Source organism: Gelidibacter mesophilus DSM 14095, from assembly GCF_000423005.1.
GTDB lineage: Bacteria > Bacteroidota > Bacteroidia > Flavobacteriales > Flavobacteriaceae > Gelidibacter > Gelidibacter mesophilus.
This window is the reverse complement of the sequence record NZ_AUHD01000007.1, coordinates 205,030-230,419: the sequence shown is the minus strand read 5'-3', so window position 1 is coordinate 230,419 and position 25,390 is coordinate 205,030. Positions and strand designations below refer to the sequence as shown.

The following is a 25,390-nucleotide window of genomic DNA, read 5'->3' as shown; positions in this document are numbered from 1 at the left end:
GTAGCAGTGACTTAGTTGCAAATATACGGATTAAAATTGTATTTGGTTTGCTCCAAAACCAATTTGATCGCAAATATAATGTCCATTTTGACAATACCCAACTAACTCGTCTTTAATAAATTGTAAAATTTCTTGGCTTTCTCTTTTCGGATAAAGCACGTGTACATTCGCTCCCGCGTCCAAGGTAAAACTAATATTTAACCCAGTTTCTTGTCTGAAATTCCAGATTCTATTGATAATTTCCAAAGTATTAGGCTTCATCAAGATAAAATAAGGCATACTGGTCATCATCATGGCATGTAAAGTCAACGCCTCACTTTCTACCAAAGCGTTAAATGCCTCCAAATCTCCAGTCTTTAAAATAGATTTTAGACTCTCAAGATTTTGATGCGCTTGTTCAAATCTGTTTTGAGCGTAAGGATGGTTATGCATTAAGTTATGCCCTACCGTGCTGCTCACTTGCTTTTCGCCCTTATCAACCAATAATATAGTATCTTGATATTCTTTGAAATCTTCATGAACAGGGTAAGGAAATTTCACTCCAAACAAGTCTGTGCTTCCTTCAATTGATTTGGTTTCGCCCCAAACAATTAAATCACCTTCAATACTCCGGCACGCACTCCCTGAACCCAAACGCGCCAAGAAAGATGCTTTTTGGTTGAAATACTCTTGGTCAAAGGATTCTTCTACTGCTCCCGCAATGACATCAGCATCTAACAACTGCTTTTCAACACTCATTAAACACAAGGCTAAGGCACTCATGCCACTTGCCGAAGAAGCGATTCCTGAGCTATGCGGAAATGTGTTTTTGGTTTCTATTTTAAAGTGGTACAATTTTAAAAACGGCAGATAAAGTTCTATGCGTTCAAAAAATGTTTGGATTTTAGGCTTGAAATCTTCTTTTAGCGCACCATCTAGGTAAATATCAAAAGAAAAGGCATTATCAACATCGTTCTTTTTGATAAAACTTAAAGTTGTAATCGTTTTACACATATTCAAGGTAAAACTCAGAGAAGGATTTTCAGGAATTTGATCCTTTTTCTTTCCCCAATATTTTACTAAAGCGATGTTACTGGGAGATTCCCAAGTGATGCGTCCTTGGTCTATATTTGCATCATAAATAGGCGGAATAAAATCGTGTTCAGTCATTTGTTATTTGATATTACTACAAAAGTAGGAAATCCTATCGGTCTTTTTCCTCAGATAATGACATTGCCATCAATTTCATCATCGTAGTGTAATTTTTCGTGGTTGCTGTAATATTCAGTTTTCTCTCCACAACCGTCACGTTGAAGTTGGCCTGATCAATGGCAGCGACAGCATAAAACAAATACAGCCCTCTTTAATTATGAACTTTTCATTTTCATGGCATTCAAAAGCTTTTTTTAAAGGAGGATTTTAGAAATCTTACCTGTTTTTCCAAACAGGCATAATGACCGTATATATACCAAGTTTTAACTGTAGACTTTCATAATACACACAAAGAACTGACCATCAATACATTGAAAAACACCATGTAAATAATTACAGTGCTACACTATTTTTATGGAGTTTAGATGGTTTTTAATCGTTAAAATCCGTACGTTTGTCGGTGTTTATATGTGCCGTTTTTGTAGAGACATCCCCAAATCATGAATTTATATAAATATCTTTTTATATTAATAACACTCTGTTATTTACCTCATTGTAGTTATTCACAACGCGATATATATCAGAATACTGATCCCTATCATTTAGAAAAACTTATTTCAGCAGACAGCATTTATGAAGCCACACTATTATTAAATGAGGAATTGAACTATGCAAAATCTCATAATCTTTCGTTGTCTGTAGCATCGGCAAATGAAAAATTAGGCGATATTTTTTATAAAATAGAGAGCTATGAAACAGCCTCATCATACTATCTGAAAGCGTTTCAAGTATTTGACTCCCTCAACCAAAAAGAAGAAGTTGACCGCATCTTATCCAATTTAGCGAGGAATCACGTTCATGCAAGGAATTACAAAAGATTTGATAGTATTATCCCAATAGCTCTGGAATATTCCGAACAGCTCAATAGCATCAACTTATTTTATAACTTAGGATCAAAAATCATCAAAAATTATTCGGTCAGGAATTTTGAAGCCTCTCAAAAATACGCAGAAGAAGCGCTTTTAAAGCTGAAAACATTCTCTTTTTACAATGAGAAAGACATCGCTGAAAAACCGAAATTAGCAATGTCCTTTTCATATTACCAAGCTTTATCGCTGATTAATTTAAAGCAATATGATAAAGGCTATGAGCTTCTTTTTGAAATTGATCCTGATCAATTGAGTATGAACGTGCAACACAATACCGTGCCTTTAACCCAAATTGCGACGTTAAATTATTATAAATTCAGGTATTTTAATGAACATACTACAAAAGCAGACTCTGCGAACAACTATTTATTGAAGTCTGATTTTCTTAAATATAATGTCATCAAGGAATTTCAAAATAAACTTTCAAAAAACGGAGATCTTATTTATCGGATTATCAACACCGAAAACCAGCTCGAGCTCGCCGAGGCAAAACGTGAGCAAGATAAAACACTTGCAAATGCATTTCTAATTGCCACAATTATCTTGAGTTTAGTACTTGCAGCAATGGGTGTTTTCTTTTATTATTATTATTCTAACAGGAAGCAAATTAAAGAGATCAATTTAAAACTGAAGCATTCCAATAAAAAGCTAAAACTAATAGACAAAGAACGGCTTGAATTTTTCTCTATTTTGAGTCATGAATTAAGAACACCAATTTATGGCATTAGCGGCCTTGCCACCTTAATAGAGCAAGAACAATCTCCAGAAAAAAGAAGAGGTTATCTTAATGCACTGAGCTCCTCGAGTCATTATATCTCAGTTCTTATTGACAATGTCCTGCAAATTTCAAAATTAAAATTTGAACAGAAAAACTTACATTTAAAACCAACGAACATTTTCCAGCTTGCTCAAAAAATTGCAAGCTCTATAAAGATTTCCTCCGACCAGAAAGGATTGGAACTTTATACTAATATGGAAAAGACTAACCCTGATGAACTATTGTTAGCAGATAATGTTGCGTTGAGTCAAATATTAATAAACCTAACGTATAACGCTATTCGATACACATCAAAAGGGTTTGTATCAATTAATATTTCTGAACAACACCGCACAGATACCCACGTCAACCTACTTTTTGAAATTAAAGATTCAGGTATCGGAATACAACAACAACATAAGAACATAATTTTCAATGCGTTTGAAAATAAGACGTTTTTAGAAAAAAACAGTTCAGGATCAGGATTGGGTCTTTATATTGTGAAAACCTTACTAAAAAGTCATAATTCTGAGATCAAGTTTTTATCAGAAGCAAATCAGGGAAGTACATTTTATTTTGATATTAATTTTGAAATTTCTGACGTGCCAAAACAGCAAACCCAATACGTCCATGAAGATCCTGATTCCCCTTCAAAAATACTTATTGTAGATGACAACACTATCAATTTAATGATCACCCAAAAAAATATTGAGAAAATTTCAGGTTTTATTTGTGAAACAGTCACAAATGGAAAAGAAGCCATTTGCTTAATTAAAGAGAAAGATTTCGACATGGTTTTAATGGATATTAACATGCCAGATATGGATGGTTTTGAGGCTACCAAACACATCAGAATGTTCAATCCCAGTATTCCAATTTTGGCGTTGACTGCTTTAAATTCCAATGAAATTAAAGATAAAGCCTATGCTTGCGGCATGAACTACGTCATTACAAAACCTTTCGATTTTGACGAATTCAAAACCATAATTTTGAGATACAACCAAGTACTTCAAGACTAATTCAATCTCCTATATCGCTTTAGAAACGAGGTAAGCCCCTGTCCAAGCATTCTGGAAATTGAAGCCTCCAGTTACGGCATCAACATTGATGACTTCTCCAGCAAAAAACAAATTCTTGTGAAGTTTGCTTTCGAAAGTCTTAAAGTTGACTTCCTTTAAATGAACACCTCCGGCAGTTACAAATTCTTCTTTAAATGTACTTTTTCCGTCAACCTGAAAAACGGCCTGTGTTAATTGATTGGACAAATTTTCCATTTGTTGTCTGTTCAAATCAGCCCAACGGATTTCTAGATCAATATTTGAAGCCAGAACCAGCTTATGCCAAAGTCTTTTTGGCAAGTCAAATTGTGCCGATTTAAACACTATTTTCCTTGCTAAGTGGTGTTTCAGTGCTTTTAAATTTTCCAAACAATCTTCGAACGATTGTTTAATAAAATTAATTTCAATTTGAAATTTATAATGGCGATTTGCCAATTCATTCGCACCAAAAGCAGACAATTTCAATATGGCTGGTGCGCTCATGCCCACATGGGTTATAAGCAATGGCCCTTCTGAAAACAAATCGGTCCCAACAACTTTTACGTCTACATTTTGGGCCACCACGCCTGGAATATCGATAATCCGTTCATCCTTAATATTAAAAGTAAAAAGCGAAGGCACAGGATGTGCAATACGGTGTCCCAATTCTTCCAAGAGCTTCCATATTTTGGGATTGCTGCCCGTTGCGACCACCAATTTTTTACATATAAAATTACCCGATTGTCCTTCAACCTTAAAATTACAATCAAAATTTTCTATTTCTTTTACAGATATTAAGGAGATATTTTTGACACTCTCATTATAAATTATCTCAACCTTATGTTTTTGGGCTTCATTTAAAAAACAATCGATAATGGTTTGAGAAGAATCGGTAATTGGAAACATCCGTCCATCATCTTCGATTTTTAGTTCCACACCTCGTTTTTCAAACCATTCTATGGTATCGCCAGTCATAAATTGATGAAAAGGCCCCAACAATTCCTTTTCACCTCTTGGATAATTTAAAACCAATTCTGAGGGTACAAATTCGGCATGGGTAACGTTGCAACGTCCGCCACCGGAAATCTTTACTTTTTGAAGCCCCACTTTTCCGCGCTCTAGAATAGCAACTTTCAGCTCCGGATAGCGCTCAGCGATGTTAATGGCCGCAAAAAAACCCGCAGCACCCCCTCCAATAATGATAATGTCTCTTACAATCATATGCGATCAGGGAAATCAGAAATAATACCATCCACACCATAAGATTTCATAAGCGCTATGGCTTCAATGTCATTTACCGTCCAAGTATTAACCTTATAGCCTACTTTTTGCAGTTCTTTAACTTTATGCTGATCCAACAATTTATAAAATGGATGTATAGCTTTTGCTTTAATGGTTTCTGCAACATCTATGGCGGTATCGATGTCAAATTCGGTCAAAACAGCCAAGGGTATATTCTTGTTTATATTATATACTGTTTTTAATTCGTCATGCTTAAAACTAGAAACGATAAAATCTTCAAATTTCCATGCTTTTGTTTCGGTATATAATTGAATGCTTTTACAAGCTTCAAATGCTGTTTGCGGTCCTTTTAACTCAATATTCAGCACACACTTCTTATGAACCAAATCTAAAACTTCCAACAATGTCGGAATTCTGAATTGCCCGTTAACTTTGAGCGATTTGAGCTCTTCTAATGATTTCATGGCAATGTCTCCCTTGCCCTCCGTCAATCGTTCCAAAGTAAAATCATGAAAAACGACCAATTGCCCGGTTTGACATAAATGAACGTCAATCTCAATCGCATCCACACCCAAATCCAATGCTTTTTGAATAGATGCCAGGGTATTTTCTGCAACATATCCTTTTGCACCTCTATGACCAATTTTTAATGGATTATTCAAAATAAATACGTGTTATTCGTTTCTGTGGTTTCTTATTTTAATACCTGATTGGAATCTAGAATTTCAAAATTGGAATTCATATAACTATCCTTTCGGTCTCAGCAATCCTTCTTGGGCTACTGATGCAATTAGCTGTCCATCCCTTGTGAAGATATTTCCTTTTGCGAATCCGCGGGCGCCTGATGAATTTGGAGATTCAATGGCATATAACAACCAATCATCAAAATCAAAATCTCTGAAATACCACATCGAATGATCTAAACTTGCGGTTTGTGTATTTCCCCAATGCGCTTTACTGGCATGACGGTTCATGACCGCAGCCAAAATATTATAATCAGAAATATAGGTGAGAACTTGCTGTCTTGTAGCTAAATCCAGATGAGAGGCATCGCCTTTTAATTTAAACCACACATTGGTAAATGCCGGTAAATCTTCTTTATTGAACGGATTTACTAGCTCTACAGGTTTGAATTCAACAGGACGTTCTGCCTCCAAAAATCCCTTTGTTTTTTTTGGAATCACCTCACCAAATTGATCCAATATTTCCGTCCAGCTCATTAATTCTTCCGGCTGCTTGATAGTATCGTTGATTTCAATTTGATGATTGTGGCCTTCTTCCTTTTTTTGAAATGAAGCAGACAGGATAAAAATGGTCTTTCCATGCTGTTCAGCGGAAACGCGTCTTACAGAAAAACTTCCACCGTCTCTGACAATATCCACGTTATAAATAATGGGTAACTTTAAATCACCTGCCTCTAAAAAATAGGAATGCATTGAGTGCAACACCCGTTTATTGGTAATCGTTCTCGTTGCGGCATTAATGGCTTGGGCCAAAACTTGACCTCCAAACACGTTGGGACTTCCGACAGATTTACTAAAACCCTCGAATTGAGTGGTATTAATTTCCTCTAAATTAATAAGCTCAATTAACTGTTGAACATTGGTCATATGATATGTTTTTACGCTTTTCAAAGGTATTTAAATGAATTTAGAATGAAACCCCAGAACCTCTATTAAATATTAAAGTCAGATGAATTTATAGATTTTAGTTTCGCCATGCTATTTTCAATTACTGCTAAATCAGCATCATTCTTTTGATTTGCTATGGCATCTTGATATAGGTTTTTAATTTCCTTAATAATGATTTTTCTATAAATCTTATCAAATGCATCGGCATGGTCCAATAAATATGTGAGCATCATGAACAGCTTTTGCACGACTATGACGTCGTGCTTACTATACGTCCGAAGTGCCGCCATTACATTGTACATCAATGCTTCAAAATTCACTGTTTTAATACTCACATAAGCATTGTCATCCTCATCAAACAAGTAACTGGTATCTCGTTTTTTCATCCGAAGCGCAAACAATTCGGTCATATAATCAATGGCATTAATGGCCGTTCCAGGATCATTGATGCCGGGAGACATTGCTTTTAACGCAATTTCTGTGATTTGTTTAAAAGCCAAAACATAATTTTCTTCAACAAGTTCATTTTTTGAAAAATTAAAATAGCCCAAAACCTCATCAATAGCATCATTATCTAAGTCATTTCCAGAATACTTAAAAAGAGGCAACTGCTTAAGCACATAGGTTCCTTTTATTTGAACAATCTCGATTTTCAGTTTTTTTTCTTCAGCAAAATGCGCCAATGAATTTAGGCTCACATCCTGAAAATAACCCGACTTCTTAGCCACAACGGACTTCCAATTGGATGTGTCAGGGAATTTAGTTTCAATAGTCTTTTCGTTTTCAATCAGTTGACTTAAACGTTCGTAGGCCTTATCATAAATCTTATCCATGATTGTTCCAACCTGAATTTGCTGTGATATGGAATGGATAAAGTAAATAAATGCGGCCAAACAGACGGTCATAAAAATAATGGCCAACAATACTGAAAACCCAGGGAGTTGGTATTTATCGCCATGGGGTGTAATAGAAACTAAGGTGAAAATACAGTATAACAAGGTGGAATTATAAATCCCTAAAATCACTTGATGCCTTCTGTTGGAAATCAGGCCTGGAAGCAACCTTGGCGAAAAATTACTGGAAGCCTGATTCAATAAAATCATCACCAAAGAAAAACTGAAAACCATAATGGATATTAATCCTCCAATAAAGGTGGTCAAAAGATCTCTGGCTGTATCAATATTATTGATCACCAAAATTGGTGCATTTTCAACTAAATATTTAGAAACCCCCCAACTCTCAAGATAATACATGAAGAACGCAAACAGCAAACCAACCAAACTGATCAATGAGGGATAGAACGCAATATTACTTTCCAATTTGATAATATATTCAAGAATATTATAGAGATGCTTTTTCATAAATTGCTGTACTTATGGTCCGGTTGAAGGGACGTTTTAAAAATTAAACCCTAGACCAAATGAAAATCGTGTTCCATCTTCACCCGTGAATAGATTGAGTGTGCCCGAGAGTGACTTGGCGGCCGTAATTCGCAGTCCACCGCCATAGTCATTATGCCATTTGTTGGAATAATCACCTTTCCACCAGACACGTCCAAGGTCTCCACCTCCAAAAATAGTAATTTGCAGTGGTAACAGTCGCGTTCTAATATATGGAAAACTATACCGAAGATCTGCACTTGCAACCATGGAATTTTTTCCTGTAAAACGTTCTGCTCGATATCCTCTTAATCCTGTCTCCCCTCCAATATTTGCTGCTTGATAAAACAAAAAGTCATTTCCGAAGCGCACTTGAGCACGCACATCAGTCTTTAAAACCAAGCTTTTATCTTTAGTCAAGGCATTATAAAAACCAACGTCAGAATTGAGATAGCCGTACACCTCATCAACATCCTGTAGGTTGGTCCTTACGCCAAGATTCAAATTAAACGTCATTCCTTTTGTTGGATTTATTTTATTGTCAGCACTAAGGTAATCGTACTCAGCCTCCAAAGCACCAAAATAATGTCTTTCGTAATATTCCTCATTGCTTGGCGGTTGATATGTGGCTATATACCGTTCAGGAGAATCTCCTAGTTGAATACCGTCAAAAATTGCTCTAAAACCATAATCACTACCAAAGGCTGAACGTTTTACAATTCCAATTTGGCCATTGTAGATACTTTTCTTAACACGGTTGAAATTGAAACTATCAGCATCATAAATTGATTCATTGCCATATCCGAAAAAATTATCGGTGTAGGCTGGGGATGTTATTGTGCCTTCAACAATTAAATTCCAATCCAGATGGAAGTTGGCAAACTCTCCCAAATAATCCAACTTTAATCCATTGGTGTCAAAAGCATATTGACCATCAAAGCTGTGTTGTTGAGAAAACGGATTACGCTGAAATCCATTAACCGTATATACGACCGAAGCTCCCAATAAAACACCATCATCAGGATTGACACTCAATCCAGGTGTAAATGTGGTGGTTTTTGTTAGATTCTTCTCAAAATTATAGACATTTAAATTATAGACATCCGTAAATTTTATGGTGGCACCGTTTTTTGCCAACACTGTATTTTCTTTTGACTTATGATCGTATACTTTAATTCTCTTTCCGGATTGAATATCATAGATGTCATTGCCCTGACCACCGATAATTCTGGTAAATATCAAGTTTTCACCCTTTCCATTAACCACAAATTGATCGTTATCATTCAACCCATAAATCCAAAGTTCCTTGGTGACTTTACTATCATAAATTCGGTCAATAAAAGCCTCACTAATGCCGTCTTCCTTAAGTCTGGAGATTTTAACCTGGGTCAAACCTTTACCAAGTCTGGTAATTTCAAAATAATCTGCTTTGTCCGTTCCTGTTAAAACGACCAATTCATTTAAATAGTCATAATAGCGCTTTGCAATATCTTCCAGGTTTTCGCGACGCCCTTTCAGCTTTAATTTAATGTCCCCAATAATACTATCCTGAACCTCAATTGGCACATTTTTAAACGCATTCTCTATAACGGCATTGGTTATATTTTCTTGAAGAAACTTAGCTTGCTTCAACCAATTTGCCCTGTCCGATTGTTGCAGAAGCACCCGATCAAGTTTTACTCCTGCGCTATTCATCCATTTGATGTCCTTCAAAGTGTCATCATATATCTGAAGTTGCCTGGAAGATCCTGAGATTATTTTTGCAACATCCAGCAACGAACCATCAAAATTCGAGAACACCTGATCCCTATTTCTAGGAATTGGCTTATAGACTTTATCACCATTATCTTGATTAAATCTGGCCCATTGCCATTGATCTTGATGCCTATCCCAATCGCCAACCAGCATATCAAACAAACGTGCTCTGATGTAGGCACTCTCATCAATCTGATATTTTTCGTCTTCCCTTACCTTTTCGATAATATCGTAGGTACTTTCAATATCATCAGCAAATCCAAAATTACGTTCGTCCGTGTAGGATTCTTCAGGCCGTTCTTCAATCATATAGAGTTCTCCCCCAAAATCCGTGTTGAATTCTCCCAAATAGGTATGTTTCGGAATAAAAAATATGTTTGGATTGGTGTGGTATATTTTAGCGGCGTCAGACAGATCAGGAATGGCCATAAATGCATATGGATGGCCTGCTGTGTAAAAATCTAGAATGATTGATTCAATCTCAGTACGCTCATAATCATCTGCAACATAGGTGTTTTTAATAAGTACTTTTTCTAAATATTGGGTAGCATTTTTGCGAAGCGCCCTCATATTCAGTTCTTTTCCATCTTTTGTTTGGAGCCGTAAGGATTTTATTTGATGGCCACCTCCGGCACGCACAATTTCCAATCCGCCGTATAGTGTATCTAACGTAGCAACGGGCACTTTTATAGGTTTACTGTACAGGCTTCTGTAGCGCTCTCCCAAAAGCAATTTATAAATGGACGATTGATCTGTTTCTTCATCTGAATAAATGGAAACTTCCACTTCTTTGGGAAAAGTATCCGCCAATTTTGAAATGTCATAATGTGCTGTAGGTGGATAAACCTCCTTTTGAAACAACAGCTGTGGTTCATTATTTTCTGAACCAAAATATTGCACCCAAGAACTCCCATCCTTGAAAACCGTTAAGACGGCAAACCCTTGAAGTCCGTAGGCAAATATCCCATGATATTTTAAATTGACTTGGGATGTTTTTGAACCAGATCCAGAAACAATTTGCTTTATATTACCGTTGTCAATATATTGTAAGGTATGCTCATGACCTGACACAAAAACAATATTTCCATTTTCAGTCGCCAAATTTTCCAAACGGTTCACTAAATCATTATAGAGTTCATTATATCTATCCTGAATAGAAACACCACCTTGCGACCTTATTTGAGCTGCCAATGATGCCAAACCTGGCATTGGAATCTTCTTCTGAATGGGGTACAAATGCTTTTCTAATGCAAACTGACCGCCGTGAGTACTGTTAGTGTACATAGGATGGTGCATTGCAAAAACTATAGTCTTTCCTTGGGCATTTTTTATCTCATTCTCTAATTCGAGCATCAAGCGTTCTCGTGTTTTAATGACACAATCATCATTAATGGTAGGATGTTTATCCCAATTTTCAAGATACCATTGGGTGTCAATGATAAGCATCTGAATAGTTTCACTTACATCAATACTTTTAAGTGGACAACCGGCTTGTGGGAAAAAACTATTTTCATCAAGCGCCTCCTTGATGTAGTTTTCTTCCAATTTCACCCCAGTCACACCGTCAGCGTACCATTCATGATTCCCAGGAATAAATATACTTTGCCCCTCAAAGTTCTCTACTGCTTTTACTTGAGCGTTGAGCATGTTTTCTGCCGCATTTCTATATTTATGTTCTGTATGTGGAAGGCCAGCAGGATAAATATTATCTCCCAAGAACAAGGTGTAATCGTCTTTAGTATCTTTATCTGAGATGTATTTATGAAATGCCGTCAAGCCTTGGGACATCCCGTTCATTGGGGACAACCCAGCATCACCAACTAAATAAAAGACTTTATCAACTTTTTTGTTTGGAAATATGTTTTGTTGATCGCTTTCGTCCAAATATTGAGGTTTATAGGACGCACAAGCATTAATAAATAAGGCAGTTAAAAGAATGAAACTGAGTTTTTTAATCATATTCAATAATAGTTGTCTTATTTTTTGAATGTTTTCCGGAATTTGCAAAACGAAAAGAGGAATGGCGGTCTGTTATATTTTATTTATTATTGAAAATTGCGGACTAGGCCAAAGCTCAAAATTATTCTACAAACCCAAAATATATAAGAATGTCCTCGGTTTTTAAAACTTACAAAGTAATTTATTCCACGGACATGTCAAATGGAATCCGGTGTTTTGTCATGAAAGGACCTCGGTTTCAATCACAATTTCACTTAATAACGTTCTATGTACCGGACATTTTGAAGCAATCTCCTTTAATTTTTCTTTTTGGGAATCATCCAATTTTCCTATAAATTTCAACTTTTTTAATAGGTGATCAAGACGCGTTGGCTTGTCTACATCCAATATCAAGTCTTGACTGTGCTTTTTGGAATAGGTGATATAAACAAAAACTTCCTGTAGATCCCACTTCTTTCGTTCAGCATATAACTTTACGGTCATGGCCGTACATGACGCTAATGCAGCACTTAAAAAGTCATAAGGAGAAGGCCCAAAATCATCTCCTCCAAAAGATTCTGGTTCATCTGCGATGAAACTGTGTTTTTTAGTTTGCATAGAAGTGGTAAACTTATCTTCCAACAGGTTAAGATGTGCTACCAATTGTTCGTCTTGGGTATCTAAAATTTCGTTGTTTGTGGTATCAAAATACCTTTGCACCCAAGTTCCAATCATGTCTCCAACATAGTTGCTATCTTTTTCAACTAATAATAAATGATCGGCATCATCAAGGCTAACAAAGCTTTTAGGATGAAAGGCATTTATAAAAAGTTCCTGTGCATTATCAATTCCCACGGTCTTGTCAAAAGGTGCGTGCATGATCAGAATGGGCTTACGAAGCTGTTTGGTAATTTTAGGCAGATCAGTCTTGTCAAAATCATCCACAAACTCTTGATTTATTTTAAACGGCCTTCCTCCTATATTGACCTCCACATCACCTTTTTGGGCAATCTCATCAAACTGGTGAGAAAAATGTCTTTTTACGTGTTCTGTGGTTGATGGTGCCCCAATAGTAGCGACCGCTTTCACATTATCGAGCTGTGATGCTGCTACAATTACAGCCGCTCCGCCCAACGAATGACCAACTAACAAGGAAGGTGCTTCATAATGTGTTTCCATATACGCATTGACCGCCAGAAGATCATCCACATTAGCAGAGAAATGACTGTCTGCAAACTCACCTTGGCTCTTTCCTAATCCTGTAAAATCAAATCGGACCACACCAAAACCATGATTGGTCAATGCCCTACTAATATTTTTAACTGGTTTTAAAGAACTGCTACACGTGAAACAATGAGCAAAAATGACGTAATTATTTGGTTTCTGATTGGCAGGAAGTTCTAAATAGGCTTGTAGCTGAAGGCCTTTGGAATTCTTTATATTGAGTTTCTTACTTTGCATGATCACTGTCGTTTAATCGTTTATATAAATGCTTTTATTTTGGTCAACAAATTTTGAAAACTGTTTGAAAAGCAGTTTGAGTTTGGGATTAATATAAGTCTTACAGAACGGTTTTTCTGGATTTTTAAAATAATAATTAGTAATTTCTTCTCTTGAGGTTTTAAAATCATGAAAAGAGAGCACTTTAGTTATTAATTCGCCATTATATTCACTTTGAAACTTATCGAGTAAAGCCTCTGCATCGGTGAATTGTTGGTCATTAAATGTATAAATCGCAGACCGGTACTTATCACGCATGGAATGATTGGAGGCACTGTTATGCGTCAACAAATGTATTTCAATCAAGGTGCCTAATGTGACGCATTTACTATTAAAATGAACGATTACAGCTTCAGAGAAGTAACGGTTAGCATCAATAGAAGCAACATAACCCTGTTCAACTTTCTCCACACCTATCAACGACTGAAAAACTGCTTCAGTACACCAGTGACATCCGCCACCAAACGCTATTTTTTGACTTGTTGTCATTCTGATCTTTTATTTAAACCTTTAAGGCATTTACATAAACCTACAAGGTTTTGAAAACCTTGCAGATTGGATCAACTTAGTCAACCATTTGCTACATTTTAATTTCACAAACACATCTAAAACCTGTATAGTCATAAGGAGGCCTATCGTTAAACACCTCTCCTGATAATGTCATTTCTTTAACCGGAAAAACAGTAAATTCCCTGGTAATATTTTCCTTCCTTATTTTAAACAGTTTCTTTTTAAATATAACAGCCTCACCCGATTTAGAGAAAAAATCAAAACTATCAATAAGTTCATTTTTTGTAGCTAATCTGTAAGAGATTTTATGAGATAACGTTTTGTTTGATGCATATTCTTCTTTATTATCCCAAAGATGTTTAACCATTTCAGTTCGCCATCTACAATAATCATGGACTAATTCTATTGGCACATTCAACACGGGATGATCACTAAAAAGATAGTCTCTATGATACCCTACTTTTATCAAATAAGGTTCATTTATATATAGCGAAATCAAGTAAGGTGACAGATAGTTTATTCTATTCATAACCGGAAAACCTTTTTCATTTGTATCCGATGCAAACTGACTAAATGAAGAATAGCCTTTTGCATCCAAAGCTATTTTCACCGTCAAATACTCTTCAAACATAATATTTGTAATGGGTGAAGTATCGATATACAAACTGTCGTTTAATTTAATCGTACCAGGGGGCATTGCTAATTCGTTTTGCGCATTTAAAATGCCAATACTAAAAAGTAAGAGGATAATAGAAATTTGTTTCATAAAAATGATTCCGATTGAATTCAATTAATTAAGCATTCAGAAGAGTCAATTACCAAAACTAAACTTATATTACTGTAAAATCTCTTTTCTTCCTTTTATCAGATCTAATCCTATGGTTTTTATATCAAATAAATGGCTGATCAAATCTTTCGAAATGGCAAGTATATCCGTTTGGTTTTTTCTGCAGATAATCTTGATGCTCCGGTTCTGCCGGCCAAAATTTGGAATAAGGTTCCAAGGTAGTTGCAACTTTACCATCCCATTTATTGGAGGCATTTACAATTTTGATGACGTCTTCTGACTCGGACTTCTCTTCTTCATTCTGAAAAAATATGGCAGAACGGTAACTTGAGCCTATGTCATTTCCTTGACGGTCAACAGTAGTAGGATTGTGGATTCTAAAAAAGTAATCCAAGATGTGCTTAAACGAAGTTTCAGTGGGATCGTAAGTAATTTCAATGCCCTCTGCATGTCCGGGATGGTTTCTATAAGTTGGATGGTCATTTTCTCCACCAAGATACCCAACTTCTGTATCGATAACTCCTGGACGCACTCGAAAAAGGTCTTCCATTCCCCAGAAACAGCCTCCTGCAATATATGCTTTTTTATGTGTACTCATTTTTGTCTGTTTATTTTAAAGATTGTTATATTTATTTTGTCCTGAACTTTCAAAAAGTTCTGTAATTCTTGTCAAATATATTGAAATTAAGAGCTGCAAGACAACATGGAACAGCCCACTTTATGCCTTGCCCATTCCGGACGCTTTGCAAACCATTTCTCATGCTCAGGTTGCTCGTCATAAGGTTGTTTGAGAAGTTGAAAAAGTTCATCAATGAGGTGATAATCGCCCTTATCAGCATCATCAATAGCTAATTGCGCCATATAATTGCGTAGCACATATTTAGGATTGACTGAATTCATTTGATCTTTTCTTTCCACATCTGATACAGTTTCCATTTCCAAACGTTCTGAATAGCGCATCAACCAAGTATTCCATTTTTCATTTAGACTCCCAGTCACTTCGATTGGATTATAAAACGCATCCTTTATGAGCGTTAAGCCTTCAGAAGCATGGCCTTTTTTAAAGGCGCCCAAATCTCGAAAGAAAATCGTCATATCCGTTTCGGTCAATTGCAATAGGTCTTCCAAATCCTGAATCAGGGATGTATCTGAATCAACTTCTGATTGCAATCCTAATTTAGATCGCATCATTTTTAACGATTCTGTCTCAAAATCAGTGGCATAGGTTTCTAAAATAGTCTCCATTGCCTTTGCATCTTCAATCAACGGATAAAGCGCATTGGCAAGTTGATACAAATTCCACAAGCCAATATTGGGCTGATTGCCATATCTATAACGTTTATGTTGGTTATCGGTGGTATTGGGGGTCCATCCAAAATCAAAACCTTCCAACCAACCATAGGGTCCATAATCAATCGTTAAACCAAGGATGGACATATTATCCGTATTCATCACCCCATGAACAAAACCAATGCGCTGCCAATGAATGATCATCTGCAAAGTACGTCTGGACACTTCAGCAAAAAACTGAAGATAAGTCTCTTTGGATGGTTTTCCTAAATGTGAGAAATGCTCATTTATTGTAAAATCAACTAAGATTTTTAAATTTTTATGATCTTGTCTCGCGGCAAAGATTTCATAACTTCCAAACCGTAAAAAGCTTGGCGATACCCGACTGACAATAGCCCCTTTTTCATAGTCGGGATTTCCATTATATAACACATCACGCAACACTTGATCTCCAGTTAGGGCCAAGGATAAAGCTCTTGTTGTAGGTACTCCCAAATGATGCATGGCCTCACTACAAAGATATTCTCTAATTGACGAACGCAAGACTGCCAATCCATCGGCAGACCGAGAATACGGTGTCTCACCCGCACCTTTCAATTGGACAACCCAACTCTTTTGGTCGTGTTCTACTTCAAATAAGTTAATGGCACGGCCATCTCCCAATTGTCCGGCCCAATTCCCAAATTGATGGCCTGCGTAACACATAGCATAAGGATTTGTATGTTCCAAAACCTCATTCCCTGTCATTATTTTTAAAAACGTTTCAGATTCAGCATCAGATTTTGTAAGACCTATGCTGCTCAGCATTTCTGGGGACACATGGAGGAGCTCAGGATTGGATGTGGATTTTGGGGTAACATAAGAAAAACACGCTTCAGCAACCTGGCGTCTGCTGTTTTCTAAATTCGAATCTGCAGGCAATTGCGTGGTAAATTTATTTTTGATATTAAGTTTCATTAATTGAGTTGTTTCTTAATACCTGTGTGGTTTTGAAAACCTAATAGGTATGTTCTATTCTCCTGATATGGCTTTGGAGCAATCCCTCTAACCAATAATAGCATTCCATTTTTCACTGTTTCTAGCCACTGATTTTATGTAGCCACAAACGGCTATGGCGCTATAACCTTCATCAGTTAATTTCTCAAAAGTTTTTTCTACCAGTATTTTACCAATGCCCTGTCCTCTAATATTGAATGGCACTTCACTATACTCCAAATACATTTTACCATCCTTTAGTGAATAGTCCACTTTTGCTATCTCGCCATCAACTTCCATGGTAAATTGTTTATGATCTTTATCGTGTACTACTTCCATTTCTTTCTGTTTTTATAATTAATAATAGGAAAGTTTATGCTGATTTCAATTTATCAGCATGCATTTTCCGCAACTTTGCCAACTTAGGTTGAATCATTGCAATGCAATATGCTTCTGTAGGATTGTTAGCGTAATATTTTTGGTGAACATCTTCTGCCAGATGAAAAGTTTCTGCCGGGCTAACCTCAGTAAAAATTGGGTTTTCATAATAAGATGCAATTTCTTTGACCACCAATTGCGCTGTGTCTTTTTGACTCCCGTCGTAATAATAAATTACACAACGGTACTGTGTGCCCAAATCAGCACCCTGCCCATTCAATATGGTCGGGTCATGACTTGTCATAAAAACGACCAGCAAATCTTCGTAACTTATGACTGACGCATCAAACTTGACCTGAACCACTTCAGCATGACCGGTCAACCCAGAACACACTTCTCTGTAGGTAGGTTTCCCGGGAACAGTACCACCCATATAGCCAGAAAAAACATTTTCAACGCCTTTTATTTCATTAAAAACCGCCTCAACACACCAAAAACAGCCGCCACCAACGGTCATCATCGCTATTTTGCTATTTGACACAACGGGCTCATCCATAAATTAAACTGGCTTTTTTGAAGTGTCCATGACCATCGATTCAGAATTGACACAGTAGCGCAATCCACTTGGTTCTGGTCCATCAGGAAACACATGTCCTAAATGTGCATCACAAACATTGCACATCACTTCTACCCTCACCATTCCAAATGATGTATCTTTTTCATATTTAATGGCATTCTCCTTTATAGGTTGGGTAAAACTTGGCCAACCAGAACTGGATTTAAACTTAATAGTAGAGTCAAACATTGGCGTATTACAACATACACAATTGTATTGACCTTCATCATAAACACTGCAAAGCGCACCCGTTCCAGGAGCTTCCGTTCCTTTGCCCCTTGTAATCCTAAACTGTTCAGCGGTCAATTTTTCACGCCATTCCGCATCAGATTTCTCAATTCTTCTATCGGGTTCTGGATTCCCATTTACTGCAAAATCCATCACATTTTTCCATGTAATCATATTATCTGAGTATTTTTCTTAAAGTTAAAAATTATTGTACGGTTTTGGTCGGATTTTAACGTTTTGCATTACAAATAGTTGTCATTGCATTCATTTTCCTTATTTATTTTTTAGTACTTTGTATCACAATTTTTTACATAAAATTCATGTCTCATATCATTACAAAAACAGAGAACTTTGTATTTAATCTGTTTAAAGAAAACTTACCAAACACCTTTCTTTATCATAACTTCACTCATACAAAGCGTGTCTTGCGCAGCGTCAATGAGATTATTGAAAACTCTGATATTAATGCTGAAGATTCTGAAATTCTCCAACTTTCTGCCTTACTTCATGACACCGGTTATATCAAATTAAGAGAGCACCATGAGGAGGAAAGTGTTAAAATAGCGACCACCTTTTTAGAAGATCAACATGTGGATAGGCATATTATAGATGCCGTCAATGAATGTATCATGGCTACAAAATTCAGTGATTCTCCAAAATCTGAACTTGGAAAAATAATAAGGGATGCTGATTCTTCTCATTTTGGAAAAGATTATTTTGATGAAGCAAGTGAATTTTTACGAAAAGAGTTGGAATTGCAAGATGTAAAAACCTATAACACTTCAGAATGGCTAGCGGAAAACATTAAAGTACTGTCACAAAAACATCAATATTACACCGATTATGCTTTGAGAAATTGGCAAGAGCAAAAGGAAACAAATTTAGCAGGCCTCATCCAATCCAAGAGAAAAGAAAAAAAGAGACTGAAGAAAGAGCAAATGAAGGCGCAGTTAAAGGCCAAAGCAAAAGATGCAAGTCCGGAGCGTGCCATTCAATCGTTTTACAGAACTACCTTAAGGAACCATATGAAGCTCAGTGATATTGCGGACACCAAAGCAAATATCTTGCTTTCAGTCAATGCTATTATCATTTCATTGATGCTCTCCACGTTATTCTCAAAATTTGACAATCCTGCCAATCAGTTTTTAATTGTGCCTACCATTATTTTAATGCTTTCCAGCATTACCTCTATGATTTTATCCATCATTGCGACGCGTCCAAACATCACCAGTGGCGAATTCACTAAGGAGGATGTGGAAAATCAAAAAGTGAACCTTACTTTCTTTGGAAATTTCCATAAGATGAAACTCGAGGATTTTGAGTGGGCAATCAATGAGCTTTTAAAAGATAAAAATTACGTCTATAACTCCTTAACAAAGGATCTCTATTTTTTAGGAAAAGTACTCGATCGGAAATATCGGATTTTAAGAGTCACGTATACCATCTTCATGGTAGGCATGATCATTTCAGTAATTGCCTTTGCGGTATCCTTTAAATTTACGCCAAATGCAGATTTTGAAGAAGTTATAAAATCATCAGATGACAAAGCAATCAATATAATTAAATTAGAACCGTTTACTTTAGAGGACTATTTTATTTAAGACCACTGCTAACCGATAAGCAAACAAGAACGCTTCTTATAGAACAAAGGCGTGATTAAATGATATTAAGACCGGATTTCATTCATTAAATCATCATAGGAATAATAATAATCATCCTTTTGATCATTGTATAATATTGGAACACGGATGGCCTTTAAACCGGCCAGTCCTTGAAGATCTTCTAACTCCAACAATTCAACAGAGGTGTCAAACACTTTTTTATGCTGTAAGAATTTAATATAATTTAGATACGCATCCTCATCCTCTTTTTGAGAATATATGATGGTCAATTTGCCATTGACGGTCACACGTTCATTTGTGCCTTTGATGAGCGCTTTGTCCACGCGCTTTTTTGCAATTTCATAACCCGCATTGAAAGTGCCGTAAACATCAAATTGTTTCTCATCCATTCTGAATTGAATAGTTAAAGGCTTATTGAAAACTAACACCATAGATGCTACTTCAACGGAAGCGGGATACTCATTTTTATTTCTATAAAACTCATTCTCCATTTCACAAATGACCTGAAGTTGCCAAAGCCTCAAATTATAAAGGTACAAATTATGAAAATCGGCCTCTTTTGCAATGGACTGACCGATATACATATTATGATCGACACCATCGGTTTTATAGCGCTCAAAATAATGAGGATATACTTCTTGCGCTTCCACCTGCTTAGAATCAAGAATATGGGTCATGCTTTTGTTGATCATCGTGATGGTATCATCATAATTCTTTCGATTGAAATAAATAAGATTTAAACGTTCATCAATTTTTGAAAAGTAATTCTCGATGTCATTGCGGACGGCATCATTCTTTTGTTTTATAAAATTAAATAATGGATGGATTTCCTTTTCAAAAAAATCACTGATTTCTTGCTCACTATCAATTATAAAATGATTATCAAGAATATTTAAAAAACGCTCCAATTGATGCAACAAATGCTCATAAATAGGTAAATTTTCAATTTTTAATTGTGTTTCCAATATATTTTTGGATAAACTCAGCTGCAAGGACAAATCTTTTCGAGTTGCCATATTTCGAGTTTCTGAAGAGCCTATAACATCAACTTGTCCAAATAGCGGATAGACATCTTCAAAAGTAATTTCCTCAAAAGCTACATTTTTGCCTTCAGTTCTTTTATTATTAAGAAATACACGGGCGGCATCCTCAAATTTCCAAGACACACTCGGGTGGATAGAGGTGCACTCCTGCTGAATAACAGCCTCTATTAAATTCTTTTCTTCTTCTTTTGAACGCAATAAAGACGATACAATAAAGGGCATCACAGAACTCAATAAGTTTGCGTTGACACTATTAAGCTCACCTACTTTATGAGAAACTATTTCCAATACGCCCAACAGTTCCCCTTGACTTGAGAGCGGTGCAAAAATGGCACTCTTGATGTTTTGGTCATACAGGTTTTTATAAAAGGCTTCATGAGACTTATGATAACATTCTTCAACATCATAAACTGAAAAATAATCCTTCTCTGTGATAAGCGATTTGTACGAAGCTTGACAAAGCGCATTTTGGCAAGGCAAGATTGCAGTATCAGTGAGCAAATAACTCTCAATGATCTCCCCTTCAACACGTTCAAAAGTTTGACTTTTCTTATTAAAAATTACAAATCCTACTTTTAGATTTTTAATATTGAACAATGATTCAAACGTAACTTGAAAATCACCTATAAAATTATCATTCTTCCGCTTTCCAGAAATTAATAAAGTAGACTTGATGTCAGAAATTGATCGATCATCAGTAACGTCAAAAATGTTATTAATCGTAAAGCCTTTATAAATATAGCTTAAGGGAGGAAATTTCTCTCGCCACAACTCAATATCGTCAAAATTACTCAACAACAAGCGGTAATCTTCTGCAGTAATTTCCGGTGCTGAATCTGTTTTTATAACCTCAGCAAAATCGGCATTGAACAAGATTTTATAAGTCCTTAAAATTCTATTTGCATCAGGAATCTCATAAAACAGAGACCTTCTAAAGTTCATCTGATAGCCATAATAAAAGTACAAAATGATGGTACAGGCCACCCTGTAATGATCATCTTCAGGCATATTTGAAATTTTCAAACGAAAATCTGGACCGGCATTTTCAACAATTGACTTAAACCTGGAAGACGCATTAAAGTTTAGATCGTGCAGAGGCATTGATGCCGTTTTAATCTCATTGTGCGTGAGCACTTCGCTGAAAGAATCTTCAAGAATGATCTGGATTTCATTTTGATAGGTCTTAAGTAAGGAGGGATCGCTAAAACCAGCTCTTAATTCTGGAGCTGAATTTCCCGCATTCAAGACACGCTCCGCTTTTTGTACCATAAACGGATCATCGCTTTCGGCAAGTCTGTCATAACGCTCCAAAAGTTTGTTAAAACTTATTTTAAGCGCAAGGGGCGAATCTAAATGGTCATTGATATCTGTCATGATTTTCATATCTCCCAAATTTACGCATTTTTGAGTAGGCCATAAAAAAAGAATCGGGAAGCTCAAAGTAAAACTTCACGATTCTTTGATCTATTAAATCACTATGGACCCATAAATTTAAGGTCATGAAAGAAGACCTTTTATCAAAAAATCATCTCTAATGTCCGAAAAATTGAATCTATTTTAATTCTAAGAGCACAATATCAAATTCAGAATCTATTTGAACGCTACCATTCTCTACAATTACATCTTGATTTGAATAAGCATCATGCAGTTGCGCACCCTCTTCAAACAACCTGCCAACATTCAAGATTTTAGAGCCTTTAGGAAGTTCTAAACCTATAATGACGACATCTTCATAACCTTCCATTTGATAACTCCTATAAAACACATAAGGCGCTTCCGTTATCATTTGATGAACACCAGCGCCAACCGCGGGATGATTTTTTCTAAACTGTCCCAGTTTTTGCCAATGGTTTAAGATGGACTTGGTATTTATATCTGCATCTATCTCATCCCAATTCATAAAAGAACGCAAGGTGGCATCTCCAGTTGTTCCTTCAATACTCAAGGACCTCGCCGATTCATCTCCATAGTAGGTTTGTGAAGTTCCAGGAGCTAAAAGTAATTTCGTGCCTGTTTCAAACGCTTTTTCTCGCGACGCATCAAATGGTTCGCCATCATCATGGGAAGACAAATAATTTAAAACACTATAATCCTTTAAAGGACCATAGAGTGCGTCAGTATATTTTTTGAAAAGGCTTTCGTAATCTAGGCGTGCCGCATCATATTTAAATTCAAAATTTATCAAACTGTTGAACGCTTCATCAAAATAATTAATGGATCTTCCACCCAGATTATAAAATTTCTCCGCTGAAATACCATAACCATAAACCTCTCCCACCAAGTAAAATGCATTCTCATCCAATACCGCTTCCTTATTGGCGGTTTTCCATTGGTTGAATGCAAAATCACACTCTAACCTGAATTCTTGCCAAACGGTTTCCTCAGTATGCTTTACAGTATCTACACGATACCCATCAATACCAAATTCAGTGATATAATCCGTTAACCATTTTATGATATAAAACCGAGGTGCTCTTGGATAGCCCGTACGCTCAAAAAATGCATCCAATTCGGCCACTTCCTGTTCATAACGCCCTTCTGACTTCCATTTTTCAACAAGTTGTGGCGGCAAGTCAACGGCGTCGTCACTTTCTGTTTTAATATCTGGCAGATTTTTAACCAGCGTACATGAAATGGTCGAATCATAGGACGTATAATCGCAAGTAGGATCTGTCCGCACCCAATCGTCGGGCCAAACAGGATCCACAGGAGTAACCGGCCCCGTGTGATTGATGACGGCATCCAATAGAATACGAATCCCTCTTTTGTGGGCCGCCGCAACCAAAGCCTTTAAATCTTCCTTGGTTCCGAAATTTGGGTCAATGGCTGTCCAATCTTTAGTCCAATAACCATGAAATCCGTAAGTGATTCCCGTGCCCTCATCCGTTCCTCCATGGATTTGCTCCACAATGGGCGTCATCCATATAGCACTGACACCCAAGTCGGAAAAATAGCCGTCTTCTATCTTTTGTGTGATGCCTTTTAAATCGCCTCCTTCAAAGCCTCTTAATGTGCCGGTTTCCTTTGTCCGGTCAAAATTTACATCGTTTGACGTATCGCCATTATTAAAACGATCTGTCAATAAAAAATACAGGTTAGCACCTTCCCAAACGAAAGGTACTTCTTTCTTTTCATTCATTGTTATCAGTTTATTCTCTTCTTTACAGCTTAATAAAACGAAGCTACAAAGAAAACACCACAAAAAATTCCTCATAATTAATTTGTTAAGATTCGATATTCCCAAGGCTCTAAAACAAGCACATTATCATTCATCTCAATAGGTTCATTAGTCATATAATCTGTAAAACTTCCTTTTAGAGGCGCAGAAAATGATTGCTCTTTATTTGAAAAATTCCCAACAAAAGAGACTGTGATATTGTTTTTGCTCCGTTGAAATGCCAACACCTTATCATTTGTAGTTTCCAAATTCTTGTATGATGCTGGATTTTTCCCTCCATTTAATGCAGGATTTGTGTTTTTCAACTTCCCAAGCTTTTCAAGCAGTGGCCACATTTTTGCTTTCGTTTTAGGAATGGAATCCTTTTCGAAAAACTTCAATCGGTGGTCCATATCATACTCCATTCCCGAATAGATCAATGGCATTCCTGGAATCACATAACTGAACGCGGTCATTAATGGTGCAGCGTCTTTCATACGTTCATTGATGGTTCCATTCCAAGAATTCTCGTCGTGGTTAGTCACGAAGTTCATGATGATATCATCTTTTTCGTAAAGCGAATCCATTTGGGACAAGCGTTCTTTCCAAGCGTTTAAATCTTTTTCGCCTTTAGCCATAGCGTTCATGACGTGATGGGTGTCCCATCCATAAACCGCATCAAATAAATCTGCTTTTGCCAATTCAGGTTCCCAAGCTTCAGCCAACATAAAGATGTCCTTTGTTTCTCTAAGCTGTGGAATCGCTTCTACCCAGAAATCGGTTGGAACAGATCCTGCCACATCACATCTAAATCCGTCAATTCCTTCTTCCTTTAACCAATATTGCATGTCGGCAATCATCTCTTTGCGCATCTCCTTATTGTCATAATTTAAATCGGCTACATCCGTCCAATCCGTATCTACAGGATGTGTAATGTTGCCATCTTTATCCTTTGTATAATAATCTGGATTACTTTTGATCCATGTGTGATCCCAACCTGTATGGTTTGGTACCCAGTCCAAAATAACGTAAATACCATTTTCATGCGCAGTTTTTACCAAATTTCTAAAATCTTCAAGGGTTCCAAACTCCGGATTTATTTTTGTGAAATCGGATACGGCATAGTAGCTTCCAAGGTATTTGGATTGTTCCGCTTCTGGGAAATCGGAGGCAAATTTACTGTCCTCTCCACCGGTAGCCTTACGTTTAGTTTCGCTGATTGGGAAGATTGGCATCAACCAAATCACTTTAACGCCCAGTTCTTTTAACTGCGGAATGTCTTTTGTGAATTCATCAAAATGTCCCGAAGGCGAGTATTGTCGAATGTTGGCTTCATAAATAACGGCAGTTTCCAACACGGCATCGGAAATAGGTTGAATGTCTTCTTGAGTCGTTTCATCAATGAAAGCTTCAACTTTCTTTTCTTCTTTACAAGCAACAATCAACATAATACTGAAGACTGCCAAAATGATTTTTTTCATGGTA

Annotated in this window: 20 protein-coding genes; 2 read left to right on the top strand and 18 right to left on the bottom strand. The window is 36.5% G+C overall.

Annotated features, from left to right (window positions below; all coding sequences use genetic code 11):
- Window positions 1-30: 30 nt before the first annotated feature.
- Window positions 31-1,149 carry a diphosphomevalonate decarboxylase gene (locus G525_RS0109710; protein WP_027125998.1) on the bottom strand — a complete coding sequence of 373 codons (1,119 nt, stop codon included), beginning with the start codon at window positions 1,147-1,149 and terminating at the stop codon, window positions 31-33.
- Between the two features lie 34 nt (window positions 1,150-1,183).
- Window positions 1,184-1,330 (bottom strand): hypothetical protein, encoded by a 147-nt coding sequence (locus G525_RS22245; RefSeq protein ID WP_157491912.1) that lies wholly within the window; start codon window positions 1,328-1,330, stop codon window positions 1,184-1,186.
- Between the two features lie 301 nt (window positions 1,331-1,631).
- Here G525_RS22245 and G525_RS0109700 point away from each other — a divergent pair, with 301 nt between their 5' ends.
- Window positions 1,632-3,836 carry a response regulator gene (locus tag G525_RS0109700; RefSeq protein WP_027125997.1) on the top strand — a complete coding sequence of 735 codons (2,205 nt, stop codon included), beginning with the start codon at window positions 1,632-1,634 and terminating at the stop codon, window positions 3,834-3,836.
- A 9-nt stretch (window positions 3,837-3,845) separates the two neighbouring features.
- Here the strand turns inward: G525_RS0109700 and G525_RS0109695 are convergent, their stop codons facing one another.
- The 13 genes from G525_RS0109695 to msrB form a co-directional block, all read right to left on the bottom strand.
- A complete protein-coding gene (locus G525_RS0109695) occupies window positions 3,846-5,075 on the bottom strand; it encodes a BaiN/RdsA family NAD(P)/FAD-dependent oxidoreductase (protein ID WP_027125996.1) in 1,230 nt (409 codons plus the stop codon).
- Window positions 5,072-5,758: a glycerophosphodiester phosphodiesterase gene (locus G525_RS0109690; protein ID WP_027125995.1), complete on the bottom strand. Its 687-nt coding sequence runs from the start codon at window positions 5,756-5,758 to the stop codon at window positions 5,072-5,074. Before G525_RS0109690 ends, G525_RS0109695 begins: the two co-directional genes overlap by 4 nt.
- Window positions 5,759-5,842: 84 nt before the next feature.
- Window positions 5,843-6,706 carry an acyl-CoA thioesterase gene (locus G525_RS0109685; protein ID WP_027125994.1) on the bottom strand — a complete coding sequence of 288 codons (864 nt, stop codon included), beginning with the start codon at window positions 6,704-6,706 and terminating at the stop codon, window positions 5,843-5,845.
- Between the two features lie 65 nt (window positions 6,707-6,771).
- Complete coding sequence (locus tag G525_RS0109680; RefSeq protein WP_027125993.1) at window positions 6,772-8,088, bottom strand: DUF2254 domain-containing protein; 1,317 nt, start codon at window positions 8,086-8,088, stop codon at window positions 6,772-6,774.
- A 36-nt stretch (window positions 8,089-8,124) separates the two neighbouring features.
- A complete protein-coding gene (locus G525_RS0109675; RefSeq protein ID WP_027125992.1) occupies window positions 8,125-11,820 on the bottom strand; it encodes a metallophosphoesterase in 3,696 nt (1,231 codons plus the stop codon).
- 219 nt (window positions 11,821-12,039) lie between these two features.
- Window positions 12,040-13,260, bottom strand: a complete 1,221-nt coding sequence (locus G525_RS0109670) for a bifunctional alpha/beta hydrolase/OsmC family protein (RefSeq protein ID WP_027125991.1) — start codon at window positions 13,258-13,260, stop codon at window positions 12,040-12,042.
- A 12-nt stretch (window positions 13,261-13,272) separates the two neighbouring features.
- The gene (locus G525_RS0109665; RefSeq protein ID WP_027125990.1) at window positions 13,273-13,788 is read right to left on the bottom strand and encodes a peptide-methionine (S)-S-oxide reductase; all 516 of its coding nucleotides are present in this window, start codon (window positions 13,786-13,788) and stop codon (window positions 13,273-13,275) included.
- A gap of 91 nt (window positions 13,789-13,879) precedes the next feature.
- A complete protein-coding gene (locus tag G525_RS0109660) occupies window positions 13,880-14,575 on the bottom strand; it encodes a hypothetical protein (RefSeq protein WP_027125989.1) in 696 nt (231 codons plus the stop codon).
- Window positions 14,576-14,699: 124 nt separating this feature from the next.
- Window positions 14,700-15,194 carry a peptide-methionine (S)-S-oxide reductase MsrA gene (gene msrA, locus G525_RS0109655; RefSeq protein ID WP_027125988.1) on the bottom strand — a complete coding sequence of 165 codons (495 nt, stop codon included), beginning with the start codon at window positions 15,192-15,194 and terminating at the stop codon, window positions 14,700-14,702.
- Between the two features lie 86 nt (window positions 15,195-15,280).
- Window positions 15,281-16,843 carry a protein adenylyltransferase SelO gene (locus G525_RS0109650; protein ID WP_027125987.1) on the bottom strand — a complete coding sequence of 521 codons (1,563 nt, stop codon included), beginning with the start codon at window positions 16,841-16,843 and terminating at the stop codon, window positions 15,281-15,283.
- 87 nt (window positions 16,844-16,930) lie between these two features.
- Window positions 16,931-17,200 (bottom strand): GNAT family N-acetyltransferase, encoded by a 270-nt coding sequence (locus G525_RS0109645; protein ID WP_027125986.1) that lies wholly within the window; start codon window positions 17,198-17,200, stop codon window positions 16,931-16,933.
- A 34-nt stretch (window positions 17,201-17,234) separates the two neighbouring features.
- A complete protein-coding gene (gene msrA / locus G525_RS0109640) occupies window positions 17,235-17,795 on the bottom strand; it encodes a peptide-methionine (S)-S-oxide reductase MsrA (RefSeq protein WP_084647740.1) in 561 nt (186 codons plus the stop codon).
- 3 nt (window positions 17,796-17,798) lie between these two features.
- A complete protein-coding gene (msrB, locus tag G525_RS0109635; RefSeq protein WP_027125984.1) occupies window positions 17,799-18,257 on the bottom strand; it encodes a peptide-methionine (R)-S-oxide reductase MsrB in 459 nt (152 codons plus the stop codon).
- A 146-nt stretch (window positions 18,258-18,403) separates the two neighbouring features.
- On the opposite strand from msrB, the gene G525_RS0109630 reads away from it, so the two are divergent.
- Window positions 18,404-19,684 (top strand): Pycsar system effector family protein, encoded by a 1,281-nt coding sequence (locus G525_RS0109630; RefSeq protein ID WP_027125983.1) that lies wholly within the window; start codon window positions 18,404-18,406, stop codon window positions 19,682-19,684.
- A 65-nt stretch (window positions 19,685-19,749) separates the two neighbouring features.
- Here the strand turns inward: G525_RS0109630 and G525_RS0109625 are convergent, their stop codons facing one another.
- From G525_RS0109625 to G525_RS0109610, 3 genes are all read right to left on the bottom strand, one after another.
- The gene (locus G525_RS0109625; protein ID WP_342662752.1) at window positions 19,750-22,131 is read right to left on the bottom strand and encodes a GAF domain-containing protein; all 2,382 of its coding nucleotides are present in this window, start codon (window positions 22,129-22,131) and stop codon (window positions 19,750-19,752) included.
- Between the two features lie 169 nt (window positions 22,132-22,300).
- Window positions 22,301-23,962, bottom strand: a complete 1,662-nt coding sequence (locus G525_RS0109615; protein ID WP_027125981.1) for an alpha-amylase family glycosyl hydrolase — start codon at window positions 23,960-23,962, stop codon at window positions 22,301-22,303.
- A gap of 2 nt (window positions 23,963-23,964) precedes the next feature.
- Window positions 23,965-25,386, bottom strand: coding sequence for an alpha-amylase family glycosyl hydrolase (locus tag G525_RS0109610; RefSeq protein WP_027125980.1), 1,422 nt, complete (start codon window positions 25,384-25,386; stop codon window positions 23,965-23,967).
- Between the last annotated feature and the right edge of the window lie 4 nt (window positions 25,387-25,390).

Bases quoted from the DNA above. Each gene is read 5' to 3' on its own strand.
- G525_RS0109650 (WP_027125987.1), bottom strand. From the start codon at position 16,843: ATGAAACTTAATATCAAAAATAAATTTACCACGCAATTGCCTGCAGAT.
- G525_RS0109630 (WP_027125983.1), top strand. From the start codon at position 18,404: ATGTCTCATATCATTACAAAAACAGAGAACTTTGTATTTAATCTGTTT.
- G525_RS0109670 (WP_027125991.1), bottom strand. From the start codon at position 13,260: ATGCAAAGTAAGAAACTCAATATAAAGAATTCCAAAGGCCTTCAGCTA.
- G525_RS0109680 (WP_027125993.1), bottom strand. From the start codon at position 8,088: ATGAAAAAGCATCTCTATAATATTCTTGAATATATTATCAAATTGGAA.
- G525_RS0109710 (WP_027125998.1), bottom strand. From the start codon at position 1,149: ATGACTGAACACGATTTTATTCCGCCTATTTATGATGCAAATATAGAC.
- G525_RS0109685 (WP_027125994.1), bottom strand. From the start codon at position 6,706: ATGACCAATGTTCAACAGTTAATTGAGCTTATTAATTTAGAGGAAATT.
- G525_RS0109615 (WP_027125981.1), bottom strand. From the start codon at position 23,962: ATGAGGAATTTTTTGTGGTGTTTTCTTTGTAGCTTCGTTTTATTAAGC.
- G525_RS0109700 (WP_027125997.1), top strand. From the start codon at position 1,632: ATGAATTTATATAAATATCTTTTTATATTAATAACACTCTGTTATTTA.
- msrA (WP_084647740.1), bottom strand. From the start codon at position 17,795: ATGGATGAGCCCGTTGTGTCAAATAGCAAAATAGCGATGATGACCGTT.
- G525_RS0109625 (WP_342662752.1), bottom strand. From the start codon at position 22,131: ATGAAAATCATGACAGATATCAATGACCATTTAGATTCGCCCCTTGCG.
- G525_RS0109660 (WP_027125989.1), bottom strand. From the start codon at position 14,575: ATGAAACAAATTTCTATTATCCTCTTACTTTTTAGTATTGGCATTTTA.
- G525_RS0109665 (WP_027125990.1), bottom strand. From the start codon at position 13,788: ATGACAACAAGTCAAAAAATAGCGTTTGGTGGCGGATGTCACTGGTGT.
- G525_RS0109695 (WP_027125996.1), bottom strand. From the start codon at position 5,075: ATGATTGTAAGAGACATTATCATTATTGGAGGGGGTGCTGCGGGTTTT.
- G525_RS0109645 (WP_027125986.1), bottom strand. From the start codon at position 17,200: ATGGAAGTAGTACACGATAAAGATCATAAACAATTTACCATGGAAGTT.
- G525_RS0109610 (WP_027125980.1), bottom strand. From the start codon at position 25,386: ATGAAAAAAATCATTTTGGCAGTCTTCAGTATTATGTTGATTGTTGCT.
- msrB (WP_027125984.1), bottom strand. From the start codon at position 18,257: ATGATTACATGGAAAAATGTGATGGATTTTGCAGTAAATGGGAATCCA.
- G525_RS0109675 (WP_027125992.1), bottom strand. From the start codon at position 11,820: ATGATTAAAAAACTCAGTTTCATTCTTTTAACTGCCTTATTTATTAAT.
- msrA (WP_027125988.1), bottom strand. From the start codon at position 15,194: ATGAGTACACATAAAAAAGCATATATTGCAGGAGGCTGTTTCTGGGGA.